Source organism: Lactiplantibacillus sp. 3062, assembly GCF_055413545.1.
On record NZ_JBVAYE010000001.1, the window covers coordinates 151,684 to 166,850 of the forward strand.

A 15,167-nucleotide genomic window follows, 5' to 3' on the forward strand; every position below is an offset into this window, starting at 1 on the left:
TAAAAAAGTGTCAAACGAATTTCAGTGCTCAATTGCTAATCATTAAGGTCATGCTGTCGTCCCTGATAACACTTAAAATAGCGCGTTGACTGTATTCGTGGTTGCATCGCCCAACCAAGCATTCGTCACCAAATGATCAAAATAGCTCGTTTCAACAACGCCAGCCAAAGTTGCCAATTCAACATTCAGGTCCGTAAGTTTGGCATACGTTGGAAAATGACAATCGATCAATAAATTGCCGCTATCGGTTAACGTGAAGCCATCCCGATTATTAGCAGTTCGAATGGTTGCCTGACCGCCAAGATCACTCACCGTCCGCATGACTAACGATAAGGCCGCTGGTAGTACTTCTAAGACTAGTGGCGTCTTGATATCAAATTGATCGACTAACCGGTCCTGCATCGTTAACAGCCAATATTCATCCGCCAAACTGGCAATAATCTTCTCATTAGCATGGATTCCACCGCCACTTTTGAGCGCGTTACCGTAATGATCTAACTGATCGCAGCCGTCAAAAGCAATATCAACCCGGTCACAATATGCAGTATCTACAACGGTATACCCGAGAACGGTCGCAAGCTGGCGGGTCGTCGGTGATGGGGTGACGACCGTAATATCATTCACATGATTGGCTGCCTCCTTGACCAGTTCACCAACCGTCGAGCCACCACCAAAACCAACAACCATTTGCGGTTTTATTAACGTCAAAGCTTGTTGAACAATTGCCTGTTTAATCGTCATATCAATTTCCTTCCATCATCACAAGATATTCTCATCATAGCACGCGATAACCTATTTAACTAACTTTAATCGCAACCAAATCACACGATTTTTGGTCAAATTCGGGTCTAGGATGAGGCCCCTATCTCAGCAACGTTTTAAAATACAATTATTGATGGCGACCTTCGTTTTTGGGGGAAAGAGGGTTACAACAATGAAGAATAAGTACAGTGCTAAGTTAGGTTTAACCACAATAACCGTGATTTTTGGTCTTGGGCTGACACCAATTGCCAACGCAAAATCGATTGCGACACCATATTCACGGAGTCGTTGGCCACACGCTCAAGTGACCTACGTCATTCAAGCATCATCATACGAGCGGCACGTCTATCAAGCGGCCATCCAAGCCTGGAATGCGACTGGTTACTTTAAATTCGTGCCGGGAACCACTGCTCATCATCAAATTACTTTGGGGACCAGTAATGCCACCAGTGGGCAGTATTATCGCTTAGCCGGTATTACTTTTTCGACCGGTTATACCAATGGTTATTACACAAAAGCGCAAGTGTACTTGTTAACACGTAATTTTGTACGCTACCACTATTCTTATACGGATCAAGTCCACGTGGCTGAACACGAGTTAGGACATACTATTGGTTTGGAACACAGCCGTGATCGCCACAGTGTCATGTTAGCTGATAATCGCTATAACGGTATTAGTGCAGCCGATAGCGCGGCGGTGCATCTGCGTTACCGCTTACCTGTTGGCAGGCTTTAGGTAAAGCTATCCAACTAGGTCTGCCATTAATACCTTGGGTGCGGTGACCCCACTTTGATGTTTACAATCAATACCGCACCCAGGAAGGCCGCGATGATGAGTCGCGACCTTTTTTTATGAGCACCGATGGCCGTAATCATTGTTGAAACATAACTTAATTAGCACGCTAAAAATGATTGCAGACAAAAAGCACTTTGATACGAGGAATCGACCGTATCAAAGTGCTGCGCTTAGCTGTGCAGTAAATAACCATAGCTTCCTAAAATAACTAGTACATACCCTGTAGCCGTGACTAATGCTAGCAACATGCCGCTTCCAGGTTGCCACCCGCGGCGATGACAAAAAGTCAAACAGCCACTGGTTAACAACATTAGCGCAAACGTTGCTGCGATGACTCCGAAGAACTGGCCCCATTGACCAAGCAAGGCACAGCCTACTCCCAGAATCGTCGCGATTACAATCACGAACCACCGTTGCCGGTTTGTTAATTGTCGGCGCATATTCATCCCACCATATAGTTAATGCAGTCAACGTTCTGCTTAGTAAAATTTTAACATTTTGGTAGAAGTTTGCCAAACAAGACAATTAACAACCGTCACTTTTTAGGCTTGTTGACGTTTTTTTACTGATTGATCGCTTAAGACGTCATCAAAGGCGTGGAATTTCTCGATAATCGTGTCCGCTGAATTACGGAACTTAGCTTGTTCATCAGCAGTCAGAGCAAGCGTCGTCACACTCTCGACCCCATCTTTGCCAATGATTGCTGGCTGACCAACATACGTCCCAAAGGTCTCACTATACGCAGAGACCGGGCATGCTAAGCGAGCATTTGCAAAGACCGCTTCACTTAATTTAACCGCGCAAGTAGCAATGGCAAAACTGGTATACCCCTTACCAGAATGAACCGCCCAGCCACCATGGCGTGCAGCTGCCTCAAGTGCATCTAAGTCCAAATCATACTTATCAACTAAGGATGTAATTGGAATACCGTTAACCTGAACCGTTGACCACGCGCTGAATTGTGATTCGCCGTGTTCACCGTAAACATACCCGCTAATGTTTTTTGGATCACAGTCGAAGGCTTCTGCGACAACCTTTTGCATGCGCGCCGTATCCAAGAAAGTCCCAGTCCCAAAGACCTGTTGGCGTGATAATCCCGTTGCGCGTTGGAAATAGTGAGTAATTGCGTCGCACGGATTCATTGTATCGATGACCACGCCATTAAATTTGGTTGCTTTAACTTTCGGAGCGATATCTTGAACGATTTGCTTCGTATATTCAAATTCAGCCCATCGGTTACCGGAAGCATGGTCTAACGCGTGAATGTTGCCACTAGTAACAAATAAAATATCCGTGTCGTCTAATTCATGATAGTCATTGATTTTAATAATCGTTCGACTATCTAAACGGGCTTGAGCGTCTTGTAAATCTAATTGCTCTGCGCGAGCTTTAGCCGCATTAGTATCAATCAAGACTAATTCATCCGCAATTCCTTTACAAACTAATGTATAAGCAATGGTCGCCCCAACGTGGCCGACCCCAATAATCGCATATTTTCGCATAAGCTGAACCCCCGTTTTAATTATTAAGACGTTATGTAATAATCTCATCGTCTTTTAATTTATGTGGTGATAACCTTACTGCTCTAGTTAGTAATGGTCAATTGCTGAAAGCGCCTCACCTTTCATATCATCATTTTATTAAGCAATAGCACGCACTATAGTTACCAATTCCCCTAATTAGTTTAAGATAATTAATCACTTGCCCCCCATTGCCTAATTATTTTCATTACCGAACTAATCGCGACCACTCTTGGAAGTCACTTCCTACATTTCTGCCAACAAGCAACCTTGACCGGATTTTGCTAAGAATTTACAAGGAGTCCACTCATGTTTTCAATAGTTTTGCGTCACAAAACCTGACATCAACAGTTCCATAATGACACCAAAGCCCGTTTGTAAGTTTAATATTTAACCTAAACACAAAAAAAGAGTGCGTCACTCAATAATCAATGTTATAATTTCTAACATCAAATGGTATGGATAGGGGTTGGGAGTATGAACGCTGCAAATTCAACGTTTTTAGTGTTATCTAGTATATTGGTATTATTCATGACGCCCGGATTAGCATTTTTCTACGGTGGCTTAGTTTCCAAACGGAATGTCGTTAACACCATGTTATCCGTCTTCATGATTTGTGGCTTAGCAATCTTGTTATGGCTCGCATTCGGTTATTCACTATCTTTTTCCGGTGATTTAGGTGGCTTTGTCGGTAATCTCAAAGCCACTTGGTTGCATGGTGTGGACTTGACCGCGCTTACCGCGACAAAGATCCCCAACGGTTTATATCTCATCTTTCAAATGATGTTTGCCATTATCACGCCAGCACTATTTGTTGGCGCAGTGGTCGGCCGTATCCGTTTTAAATTCTTATTAACCTTCATCATCTTCTGGTCACTCCTCATCTACTATCCAATGGTTCATATGGTTTGGGATAACGGTTTATTAGCTAAACTTGGCGTCATCGATTTCGCTGGTGGTACCGTCGTCCACATCAATGCCGGTATCACCGCTTTAGTCTTATCAGCATTCTTAGGTGCCCGCCACAAGTATGGCAAGGATATGACCCAGCACTATAACATCTTATGGGTATTGCTGGGGACCGCTATTTTATGGATCGGCTGGTACGGTTTCAATGCCGGTTCGGCGCTTGCCATGAACGACATCGCCATCCAAGCCTTCTTAACCACGACCGTTGCCACCGCCACTTCCATGATGACGTGGATGGTCGTTGATATGCTAACCAAGGGCAAACCAACCCTAGTCGGTGTCTGCACCGGTACCCTTTGTGGTCTCGTTGCGATTACACCTGCTTGTGGCTACGTCACCATTTCTGGTGCCTTTTGGATTGGCCTTATCGCCACATTAACTAGTTACGGCTTCATTACGTTCATCAAACCACGCTTAGGTATCGATGATGCACTCGATGCCTTTGGATGCCACGGTGTTTCCGGCATGGTCGGCAGTATCATGACTGGGCTATTCGCTAGCAAAGCCGTTAATAACACAATTTCTCTAAACGGTCTTTTCTATGGTGGCGGCTTTAAATTATTCGGATTACAGCTATTAGCAACGATCTTTACCATTGGCTTTACTACCATCGTTTGCATCGTCATTATCGTACTATTGAAACGAGTCATCAGAATGCGCGTTGACGAACAAGAGGAAGAACTCGGACTCGATCAAGGCGAACACGGCGAAGTCGCTGACTACACCGTTCAAATGAGTCACGACTTGACGAACATTCAACACCATAGCGATGAATTTCGTGGTCAGTTAGCGCAACTGCTAGATAAGCAACAACGATTCCGATAATCGGAATCATGGGCGTAATATGCACAGGTTTCAGTGCGTTCGAGAAAGCAGTCGCATGGCACATTTCTATCAATGCTCAGTATCACAAGCGGGCATAAATCAGACGGGAGAAGACTGAGGATTAGCCTAACTAGGGAATTAAACGACGAGTTTGGCGTCATAACGGCGCTAATCCGAGTTTTTTTCAGTGAGCTTATGCCCTGGATCTTTAAAACAAGCCTGATTTAACCAGACCCCCTTTCAGCAACATCAAGGATGCAAGAATATAAAAACGTGTCGCAAGAAATCATCTCAGATTTCTCGCAACACGTTTTTTGATTTGCTAATGTTTACTTGGCAGGTGCCGTGCGTCGATGTTTTAGTAACCGCCCGCCAGTAATGACCGTCGCAACTAAACAAATCCCTAACGAGACCACGAACGCAATGTGCATACCATCAATAAAGATCTCCGGGTGAGCTGGCAGGTATGACGTAACCTTATACCCCGCTGATTGACTCATTGCCGAATATAGTACGGTCGTGGCAACCGAAATTCCAACAATCATGCCTAATTCACGTGCCAACGCGTTAATCCCGCCAGCAACGCCCAAGTCTTTGACCGCCACTGAACTCATCACGATCGAATTATTGGGTGCCATGAAGATACCATTGCCAAATCCAACTAATCCGACGAATAATAAGAAGAACCAAAGTGGTGTTGCTAGCCCCACAACCATGTAACCCACTTGACTGATTGAAATCAGGACCAATCCCACGAACGTTAACAATTCTGGTCCGATCTTGTCAGAAATCGTCCCAGCAATCGGGGCGACCACCACTTGTACGATTGGGAATACCATCAAGGCGTAGCCCGCATAGTTTGCCGCTAGCCCCCGAGCATTTTCCAAATAAAACGGGGCAATCACGTTAAAGAAAAAGTTCGCAATAAAAATTAATAACGCACATAAGATACTAATGCTAAAACGGGCATTCTTAAATAATTGTAGCGCTAGCAGCGGATTTTCATGACGTAACTCGACGCGAACAAAAATAATCAGCGTCACAATTGCCACTGCAAACAAGGCTAAGATAACCGGCTGCAAGAACCCAATCTGTTGCCCGATAAACACACCTGCAAATAGTGCAACCATGAGTACGGCAAATAACCCCGCCCCGGTCTTATCCAATGGTTGTTGCGTCGTCGTGACGTCTTTTGGCAAAATCATTGCGCCTAAAATCATCGCCAAGATTCCCACCGGAACGTTGATCCAGAAAATATAGCCCCAGCTCAAATGAGCTAGGATCAAACCACCGATACCGGGGCCAGCAATACTCCCCAATGCAACGAATGAGCCAATCATACCTAGCGCCCGGCCCCGTTCCTTAAACGGGAAAACTTCGGTAATAATCCCGTTGTTCGTACTCATCGTCATTGCCGCTCCGACTGCTTGAATACTGCGTGCAATGAGTAGAAATGGCAACCCCACACTGAATCCTGACAATAACGAGCCAATAATGAATAGTAAGGACCCGATTTTAAACACCCGAATCTTACCGTAAATATCACCTAATTTACCAAATAATAACAATAACGCACAAATCACAATCAAATAAATTGAGACGACCCATTCTGCCTGATTCATTGGAATCGCTAAATCCTTACTCATTACTGGCAAGGCAATGTTCACAATACTCCCATCTAACGTTGACATGAACGTAAATAAACATACCGCAACCAATATCCACCAGCGATGCTTTTGAATTTGTGGATCAGTCGCAAACGACATTGTTTTCATCCCTTAACTTCCCCTCCATTGCGCAACTGGCGGTCAAGCCAGTCTAATTGTGCTTGGGCTCGTACCCGTTGTAACTCATTGACCATCAACGCATCTTGAATATCAGCGGCAAGCATGTGGGTATTCGTCATCACCCGTTTGTGCTGCGCCGTTAAGCGTGCGACCTGTCCCCGTGCAAATTGCTGAAAATCCAACAAGATTACTTGCTGCTGATCACGACTTAATAAATGTAAAAAATTCAGCTTTATTTGAAACGTTAACTGCGTTTGCTTGTTGAGCGCGACTGGCGTCATAACTAACTGCCAAAATTTCGTGCGACCAGCCGCTGTTATCGTGGCTAACTTTTGTGGCCGTTTATTAGTGGTCCGCTTAAACGCCAGTGTTAATTCTTCAGCCGCGGCTAACTTATCTAGCAACGGGTACAACGCGCCAAAACTAATGGTTAATTCTGAACCGACTACGTTTACCAGCGCTTTACGCAACTGGTAGCCCGTCATCGGATGATCCATCAACTGTCCTAAAATAAACAATTCATACATTAAATTCACCAATCTTTCGCGTTGTTAAGTATATATATCTTTTAGATATATTTCAAGGAGCCAAACTGATTTTTTAATTATGCCCCTCCGTTATCGAATAACCCAGTTCACGTTTAATGCTAGATTAAAACGGCTAAACACCAGTACTTCTCAAATCGATTTTTGGGCAAAAAAATAGCACCTCTCAGGACGACATCATCGTTCGAGGTGCTATCTCATTTAATCATCACTTATGTTTCGATTTTTTATCCTTAATAAAGAAGTACCCGAATACTAACATGACCCCAATAGCCGGTACATCTAACGCATTAAAGGGGTTCTGAAATTGCGGTCCGGCCAAAATCACCAATATTGCGACAAAACATAGACCAATTAACCACCACCCGTATTTTTGAAAGAAACGGATAAAGGTACTGTCTGGAAATTTGAATTTGATATATTGTAATACCAATATTAATAGCACATAGGCGACAACATTTAAGAATAGTGGCGTATCCATGATATGACCCCCTTTATGCTCTAGTATTAAGATAACCCACCAAATGGTATTCCAGGCGGAAAATAATCTAATGCTTATAACGAATATAACTAGATTGCTGAAGCATTACAAAAAATCAAGCTTAATTTAACCCGAAACCAACTCATAAATTGTGCATTGAAGTTTAGACATTTTCCTTTCAAATCGGTAGTACGGTCAGCCCAAGCTCGTCCCCTCGAATAAAAGCATCAGCGGCCCCCAGTCCGAATAATGTGCGACGTTGTATTGTACTTTATTCCAACCAAAGCCGTCTTGAATGCACACAAAAAATGGGTGATTGCCATCGCAATCACCCATCGATATTAATGTTAATTTAATGCAACCACTAACCAGCCGCCGTCACTTACTATTGAATAAGACTGACTGACTTTTAATATAATGATTGACTGGATGTAACAGTACTGTCGGATTCTCAATCGCCGAAGTAACTGAGTGACCTGAAACATTCACTAACGCAAAGAAGACGAACAGGACAATTGCCACTAACATGACGAGCTTGGTGGCAATCGTCATCTTTTCTGGCAAGATTTGCTTGTATAGCGTCCGATGAACTTGACGGCTAACTGCCTGCTTACTCTTATCGCTATCCTTAGCCTTTTCTTCGACTAATTGTCGTTCATAAGCGACAATGTCAAAGTCCGCTTGTTCCTTCTTCTTACCGACCTGATACTTCTTACGATAAGCCGCCGTTTGCGCTTTGAAATCCTTAGAGAATTTCCGGTAATGATCAACAGTTTCCTTGGTCTCGCCGACTTCTAAAAGATCCCCAAAGTGCATCCAAGCGACCCGGTCACAAAGTAATTCCACTTGCCGTAAATTATGGCTGACAAAGATAATGGTCTTTCCTTGCTTCTTGAATTCCATAATCTTATCCACACATTTTTGATAGAAGGTGTCATCACCAACCGAGAGTGCTTCATCAATAATCATGATGTCGGGATTGATATGCACCGCAATCGCAAATCCCAATCGTGACCGCATCCCGGTCGAATAGTCCTTAACTGGTTGACCAATAAAATCACCAATATCCGCGAAATCAACAATATCATCACGAACCGCTTGGATCTCTTTAATACTCAACCCTTGCATGAGTCCTTTCAACCGAATGTTTTCATCACCGGTCAAATTCCACTTTAAGCCGGCTCCGATTGAAATAATGGACGTATCACCGTGCACATCCACTGTCCCAGTCGTTTGAGGAATGATTCCCGAAATGATATTCGAAATCGTTGACTTACCAGAACCGTTGATTCCGATAATCCCCAACGCTTCACCTGGTTTAACGTTTAAGCTGACCCCTTTTAGCGACCAAAACCGCGGGACATCAACATTACCAATGTTAAAAAAGTGTTTTAACTTATCGTTGTTACTACGATATAAATCATATTCTTTAGTGACATTATGCAATTCAACCTTATATTGATTTTCCATCAGTTCCGCCTCCTAAATCAAATCCACAAAGTTCGAACGGAACTTGTTATAGAGATACGTTCCAGTCAGAATCACAACGAGATTGAAGAGCCAAAAGACAATCGTCAACGTGATATTAGGCTGTTGCCAGATCCAACCACGATTAAGCAGCGATTCCCGCATTCCGTTGAGCACGTAGTAGAACGGATTTAGTTCTAGTAGGCGCACAAAAACTGCGGGGAAGTTAGACGTTGTAAAGTTAAATAGCACCCCACTCATATAGAACAGCATCCGCAATACGGATTGAAGCGTGATATGCCAGTCACGAATCAGAACACTGACCGTGGCATTAAAAATCCCAAGTGAATACATTAATACGATCATACAACCAAAGTAGTAGATAAATTGAATCCAAGAAACTGAGGGCCAAATGCCATTAACGAACATCAGGAAGATTCCAAAAGCAATCATCGTCCAGAAACTATATAAGTTACCATAAATTTTAATTGACGGTAATACGTTGACTGGGAATTTCATCTTTGAAACTAACCCAACCTGACGATAAATGCTAGAAGACGCGTCCAGCGTCGTTTTGTTCATGTATAACCATGGTGCAATCCCGACAACCATCCATGGTAAATACGGGATTCCTGGCATCGGATCGCCACGTTTTAACGCGACCCCGAATACTAAGTAATAAATTCCGATTTGAATCAGTGGGTTTAGAAATTCCCACGCTAACCCAAGGTAATGGCTTTGGTATGTGGCCCGATCATCATACTTCGCCATTCGCCGAATAATCTTGAAATTGGCGAACTGATCGCCAATCGTCTTAAACATCGTAAACATAGTGCACTCCTTAAATGTATGTCGCAACACGATCAAGCGCCTCTTGAAAGGTCATGACAGATTTACGGTCAAGATAAACCGCAGACTACATTATAACGATAAACCTCGTTAATAGCACCGAAAATAACATTTTTTATTAAATATTTACCTATTATCAATGGATACTTATTGACCGATACTCCTATTTCACAAGCAAAGAAAGCCCTTACATACGTTGTGTTTTAAAAAACCCGTATGCGTTTATTTTGGCAATCATCATTTGAATATCGAATTGCACTTTAAGATCACTAGCCGTGAATGCATCATCGGAACACTATTTTTTACGTAGCGATGACCAGCACCGTGTTGTGTTGCACACATACCAAACAGCCGCACTCAATGCCGGTGACCGCGTCCGGGTGCAAGCGAAAACGGTTTTAAATTTGCAGAACAAGGCCCTTCTAATGAGATGAGCGACCTGAATAGCACGTGAGCATCCGTTTACTTACCTAGTCATAACACACTTACCAAACCAGCTGAATAATGACTTATAATGGCGTCTTCACCTCAAAAAGTGCTATGATGAGGGAACATTAACTAAGGGGGTTAGACACGATGAGTTCAATTATTGAGAGTTTACAATTAGCCGCACAACAGGTTCACCTCATCAACCTATATCAAGCCAATAGCGAAGTGGTTTACACCGGCTACATCGACCGTCTGGCACCTGATGGCGTTGTCGTGAATACTTACGATGATGCTGGGCTCCAGGACGGCGCCGTCTTCATGCGCTACGACGTCATTGATGAAGTTGAAATGATGAGTGAAGACCTTGATAACATGGCCTTTCGCCTTGAAAATGCAACTACTGAAGGTTTGAACAGTGTGCCACAACCAACCGTAGCTTTAGACGATCAACGGCCAGTCCTAACACAGTTAGTCACCCAAGCCCAAACCGATCATCAAGTTGTGCTACTAGTCCTCGAAGACAACGAAAATTATTTAGAAGGTCAGGTCCAACAAGTCACTGACCAAACGATTACCTTTAAAACTTTTGACAAATTTAACTTTAAAAACAACGGGCAACAGGAAATTCCATTGGCTGCTATTCAGATCTTAGAGTTTTGCGGCAATGAGCTCTTATTGGAAAGCGCCTTTGTCAAGACCATCCATACGCATCGAGCAACCGTCAAAGTCAGCGAGTTTGACGACGTTGATCATACTCTAAACAACGCCTTAAATGAGCACCAACTGATTGCAATTCGGTCAGCGGATGGGTCTGACATGTTCTTTGTTGGCTTTATTAACGCATTGAACGCTGATAGTGTCCTGCTCAATCTGATCGATATGACGGGCCAATTTGGGGGCTACACCCTTTGTCGCCGTTCACTAATTGAATCGGTGACAACCCAGTCCGACTATTTACAAACGATGCGTGGCTTTATTGAATTAAATCGCCAGTATGAGTTAAATGTTCAACCCGTCTTAAACAACGAACGGTTATTTGACGCCACAACTGATCTTTTTGATTCAATTTTGCGACAAGCCGCAACTTTCAATAACCTCGTTCACATCACAACAGAAAACCCCATGTTGCCAGCAATGACCGGCTATCCGGGAACGTTAACGAACGGGCACTTCATCTTCTATAACGTGGATGATGATAATCAAATTAATCATGTTGGCACGATGATCGAACTCGACCAGGTCGTTGAATTATCCTTTGGGTACATGGACGCGTACCTGTTAGAGAAGCGGTTAAAGAGCACCGGTAATTTATAATAATTTCAATACCTCGAATCAAAATAACGCAACTGGCATGTGAATGCTAGTTGCGTTATTTTGATTCCGTTATTACAGCTCAATATTTCCGAGCAATCAAGAACGAGTTGCGCCCCCGTTGCATGAATTATGCTCAGTAAGTGATTGGCTGTCATCATTAATGCTAAGAGGTCATCCTAACGATCGAATAAGTGCAGTTTTGTAATTCGCTGACAGGCTTCCGTGAAGCGGGGTTCATCAATCAAGAGTCCAACGCGCACATAGCCTTCGCCACCCGCACCAAAGCCGTTTCCTGGCGCCACCGCAACCGCCGCTTTATCCAACAGCAAATCGGCAAATGCTTCACTGGTATACCCTTCAGGGACTGGCATCCAAGCGTAAAATGAGCCCCCTGATGGGTAGGGCTCCCACCCAATCTTGCGGGCCGCCGTAAAGAACTGATTACGGCGTCGTTCATACAGTCTAACCAGTTCGTGGACCGTCTGTTGGTCACTGTTCAAGGCTGCAATCGCTGCATCTTGAATGGCCGGAAAGACGCTGACAAACAGATGATCCTGAATCAAATTTAAGGCTTCAATCATGTCAGCATTACCAGCGGCAAAACCAACGCGCCAACCTGCCATGTTAAAGGACTTAGATAACGTGTACATCTCAATTCCAACGTCTTTAGCCCCCGGTGTCTGTAGGAAGCTCACTGGTCGCTGACCATCGAACCCAATTGCACCATAAGCAAAGTCATGAACGATACCAATCTGATGTTCATTTGCAAAATCCACCGTGTCTTGAAAAAACTGCGACGTTGCAACAGCACCAGTGGGATTATTCGGGTAATTCAGGTACAACAGCTTGGCCGCCGCAGCCACTTGTGGATCAACCTGCTGATAATCCGGTAAGAAATGATTGGCCGCTGTTAACCGTAGTAAAGCCAACTTCACCTGTGCCAACGTAATACCAGATAAATAGTCTGGGTAACCGGGGTCAGGTAAAATCATTGTATCGCCCGGATTTAGTAAGGCAAAGGGTAACTCGACCAACCCAATCTTACTGCCACCCAAAACCGCAATCTCGGTCTCCGGGTCTAATTTCACACCGTACTCTCGTTCGTAAAAATCAGCCGCGGCTTGTTTGAATCGCGGCAAACCTCGAAACAACGAATACTTGTGATCCGCGGGATTGGCAGTTGCAGTCTGCATTGCTTTAACAACAAACTCAGGGGTTGGTTGGTCAGGATTGCCTTGACCTAAATTAATCACATCCGCACCGGCCGCCGCTTTGGCATTGACCTTTTTGACCAGATTCGCAAAAAACTGTTTTGGTAATTGCTGCAAAATTTTGGACTCTTCAAATTTCAAAATTAGTGCTTCCCTTCTGTCAATGGTTGTCAGTACTAATTTACAATCAACCATAATCTCAAGCCTAATTATGAGTTTTCAATTAGAATATGTCAATTTTTTAATTGTTTTTCGATTAATCACTGAATTAAGCCAAAACTACCAAAAATACGTCTCAATTTTACTTTTCAAAGTAAACCTGGTCATGCAACCGACACCGCGGGTTAAATGGCCGGTGACAGTGCGGGCATTGCCCCTCATGATACCGATCAACCGGCATTCGATAACGACAAGCACCACACATCACGGCTAAATCCGTCGGAGCACTGGCCACAAAAGTATGCTGGCACAACGTATCATGGCACCGGTAACACGCGTAATAGCTTTGACATCGCCGACACCACAATGCCGCAATATCAGTTTCAAGGTGATAATGTTGGCACCGACCGGCAGCGTCTAAACCGATGCCGTAAATCACTGGTACCCACTCAGTCATACTGGTAACCCTACCCTGATCACTTCACCACTCGTAAATGTCCGCCGCTCCCCGGTCAACATGCGGACCACTAAGCCACCATGTTCATCGATATCTTCAGCCACCCCATTCACCACGGAATCGCCCACTTGAAGTGTCACTTGTTGACCCAACACTAATGATTTAGCCCGATATGCTGGCAAAAAGTCGGCCGTAGCGTAGCGTTTTGATAGCGCTACTAGTGCTGATAATAAGGCCGCTGCTAACCGATTGCGATCCACTGACATGCTCGGGTCGACCGCTTGGGCACGAGCTTGCAATTCCCGTGGAAAATCGGTGGTCGTTAAATTGAGCCCCACACCGACAATAAAGGCCGTTGCGGAAGTCGATTCTAATTCCAAACTTGCTTCCGTGATAATGCCCCCGACCTTATGCTGATCAAGATAAATATCATTGACCCATTTCAACCCAAAGTTCTTATTAGGATAAAATTGCTGTAAAACATTCAAGACACTCACCGCGACACCAGTTGTCAGTAAACCCACATTGACCAATGCATTCGTGGGATTAGGAACAACCAAGCTAAAATACAGTCCAGTTTTGGCCGGTGAATAGAAGTCCCGGCCCAAACGGCCATAGCCAGCCGTCTGTTCGTCCGCGAAGAAGGCGGCAAACTGTGGCTGATGTTGACTTAAAAAGCTCTTAGCTAGAATCTGAGTGGACGGCGTCTGGGCGACCACTTCAAGGGGCCCCGTAAATTGACGTTGCCCATAGATTTGAATGGCTTTGGCATCCAAATTACGACTTCCCAGATAACAGTAGCCCCGGTTTTTACGACTCTCAATCTGGTGTCCTTGCTTTCTCAAAGCATTGATTGCCTTCCAAATGCTCTCACGACTACAGCCAACTGATTGGGCAAGCTGGTCCCCCGATTGCCACTCACCATGATGACGCAATAAAATTGTTAAGACCTGTTCTTTAGTTGTCATTATGACCTCCTGACCTGCCAATCACATTAGCTATTTACTAAGCTGGCAATCCAAAATCAACGATGGCCCGCACACGCCGGGCAATAAATACGGCCAAAGTCCCTTTAATGATGTCACCAGGAAGAAAGGCCACGTTCGACAGCAAGGCGGCCGTCAAAGTCATATGAGACTGAACAGCTAGCCAACTAGCACCGATTACATCAACAAATAAGATACCAGCCAACCAGACAATGCCAACTTCTAGCCACCAATAACCACTTGTCATCGCCCGAGTTATTTTGATCAACGTTCCAATCAGCATTGGTGCCAGCAACCAAGCAACGAGATAGCCACCCGTTGGCCCGAGAAAAATCGCGGCACCCCCACGCCCCCCAGATAATAGGGGTAGTCCCAGTGCCACTAATCCTAAGAACAATCCAACTGCGATCGTCCCATATTTGCGTCCAAGTAACTCGGCGGCTAAAAAGATGCCCATATTCTGCAACACAATCGGGACGGGAATAAAGCCCACTGGAATTCCCGGAAAGAAACCTAATACAATAATCAAAGCGGTCACCATCGCCGTCTGGGTCAGGTGTTTAATCGTCTGTCGATTCGTCATCATCGCACCCCTGTTAATCAATTTAAA

Annotated in this window: 15 protein-coding genes; 3 read left to right on the plus strand and 12 right to left on the minus strand. The window is 44.4% G+C overall.

The annotated features are described in order from the left end of the window. Positions 1–72: 72 nt before the first annotated feature. A complete protein-coding gene (gene rpiA, locus ACWQAU_RS00675; RefSeq protein ID WP_016511451.1) occupies positions 73–741 on the minus strand; it encodes a ribose 5-phosphate isomerase A in 669 nt (222 codons plus the stop codon). 193 nt (positions 742–934) lie between these two features. Between rpiA and ACWQAU_RS00680 the strand changes: the two genes are divergently transcribed. Beyond that, the gene (locus tag ACWQAU_RS00680; RefSeq protein ID WP_027821521.1) at positions 935–1,498 is read left to right on the plus strand and encodes a M57 family metalloprotease; all 564 of its coding nucleotides are present in this window, start codon (positions 935–937) and stop codon (positions 1,496–1,498) included. 230 nt (positions 1,499–1,728) lie between these two features. Here the strand turns inward: ACWQAU_RS00680 and ACWQAU_RS00685 are convergent, their stop codons facing one another. After that, complete coding sequence (locus ACWQAU_RS00685; RefSeq protein ID WP_003641927.1) at positions 1,729–1,998, minus strand: hypothetical protein; 270 nt, start codon at positions 1,996–1,998, stop codon at positions 1,729–1,731. 102 nt (positions 1,999–2,100) lie between these two features. Beyond that, a complete protein-coding gene (locus ACWQAU_RS00690) occupies positions 2,101–3,060 on the minus strand; it encodes an L-lactate dehydrogenase (protein WP_021356535.1) in 960 nt (319 codons plus the stop codon). Positions 3,061–3,555: 495 nt separating this feature from the next. On the opposite strand from ACWQAU_RS00690, the gene ACWQAU_RS00695 reads away from it, so the two are divergent. Further along, the gene (locus tag ACWQAU_RS00695) at positions 3,556–4,872 is read left to right on the plus strand and encodes an ammonium transporter (protein WP_003643760.1); all 1,317 of its coding nucleotides are present in this window, start codon (positions 3,556–3,558) and stop codon (positions 4,870–4,872) included. A 329-nt stretch (positions 4,873–5,201) separates the two neighbouring features. Here ACWQAU_RS00695 and ACWQAU_RS00700 read toward each other — a convergent pair whose 3' ends face one another. From ACWQAU_RS00700 to ACWQAU_RS00720, 5 genes are all read right to left on the minus strand, one after another. Then, on the minus strand, positions 5,202–6,647 hold the full coding sequence (locus tag ACWQAU_RS00700; RefSeq protein WP_011100971.1) for an MFS transporter: 1,446 nt from the start codon (positions 6,645–6,647) through the stop codon (positions 5,202–5,204). Then, positions 6,644–7,186 carry a PadR family transcriptional regulator gene (locus ACWQAU_RS00705; protein ID WP_027821522.1) on the minus strand — a complete coding sequence of 181 codons (543 nt, stop codon included), beginning with the start codon at positions 7,184–7,186 and terminating at the stop codon, positions 6,644–6,646. Before ACWQAU_RS00705 ends, ACWQAU_RS00700 begins: the two co-directional genes overlap by 4 nt. 226 nt (positions 7,187–7,412) lie before the next feature. After that, positions 7,413–7,685, minus strand: a complete 273-nt coding sequence (locus ACWQAU_RS00710; protein WP_003643757.1) for a hypothetical protein — start codon at positions 7,683–7,685, stop codon at positions 7,413–7,415. Positions 7,686–8,063: 378 nt separating this feature from the next. Then, positions 8,064–9,155 (minus strand): ABC transporter ATP-binding protein, encoded by a 1,092-nt coding sequence (locus ACWQAU_RS00715; RefSeq protein ID WP_003641921.1) that lies wholly within the window; start codon positions 9,153–9,155, stop codon positions 8,064–8,066. Between the two features lie 12 nt (positions 9,156–9,167). Further along, positions 9,168–9,983 (minus strand): ABC transporter permease, encoded by an 816-nt coding sequence (locus ACWQAU_RS00720; protein ID WP_003641920.1) that lies wholly within the window; start codon positions 9,981–9,983, stop codon positions 9,168–9,170. Positions 9,984–10,577: 594 nt separating this feature from the next. On the opposite strand from ACWQAU_RS00720, the gene ACWQAU_RS00725 reads away from it, so the two are divergent. After that, positions 10,578–11,744 (plus strand): hypothetical protein, encoded by a 1,167-nt coding sequence (locus ACWQAU_RS00725; RefSeq protein WP_027821523.1) that lies wholly within the window; start codon positions 10,578–10,580, stop codon positions 11,742–11,744. A 176-nt stretch (positions 11,745–11,920) separates the two neighbouring features. Here ACWQAU_RS00725 and ACWQAU_RS00730 read toward each other — a convergent pair whose 3' ends face one another. From ACWQAU_RS00730 to ACWQAU_RS00745, 4 genes are all read right to left on the minus strand, one after another. Beyond that, a complete protein-coding gene (locus ACWQAU_RS00730) occupies positions 11,921–13,096 on the minus strand; it encodes a pyridoxal phosphate-dependent aminotransferase (RefSeq protein WP_027821524.1) in 1,176 nt (391 codons plus the stop codon). Positions 13,097–13,256: 160 nt separating this feature from the next. Then, entirely contained in the window at positions 13,257–13,571 is a 315-nt protein-coding gene (locus ACWQAU_RS00735) for a CHY zinc finger protein (protein ID WP_027821525.1), read from the minus strand. Continuing rightward, positions 13,568–14,539, minus strand: coding sequence for a biotin--[acetyl-CoA-carboxylase] ligase (locus ACWQAU_RS00740; protein WP_027821526.1), 972 nt, complete (start codon positions 14,537–14,539; stop codon positions 13,568–13,570). Before ACWQAU_RS00740 ends, ACWQAU_RS00735 begins: the two co-directional genes overlap by 4 nt. Positions 14,540–14,576: 37 nt before the next feature. Continuing rightward, positions 14,577–15,140 (minus strand): biotin transporter BioY, encoded by a 564-nt coding sequence (locus ACWQAU_RS00745; RefSeq protein WP_003643749.1) that lies wholly within the window; start codon positions 15,138–15,140, stop codon positions 14,577–14,579. Positions 15,141–15,167 lie beyond the last annotated feature (27 nt).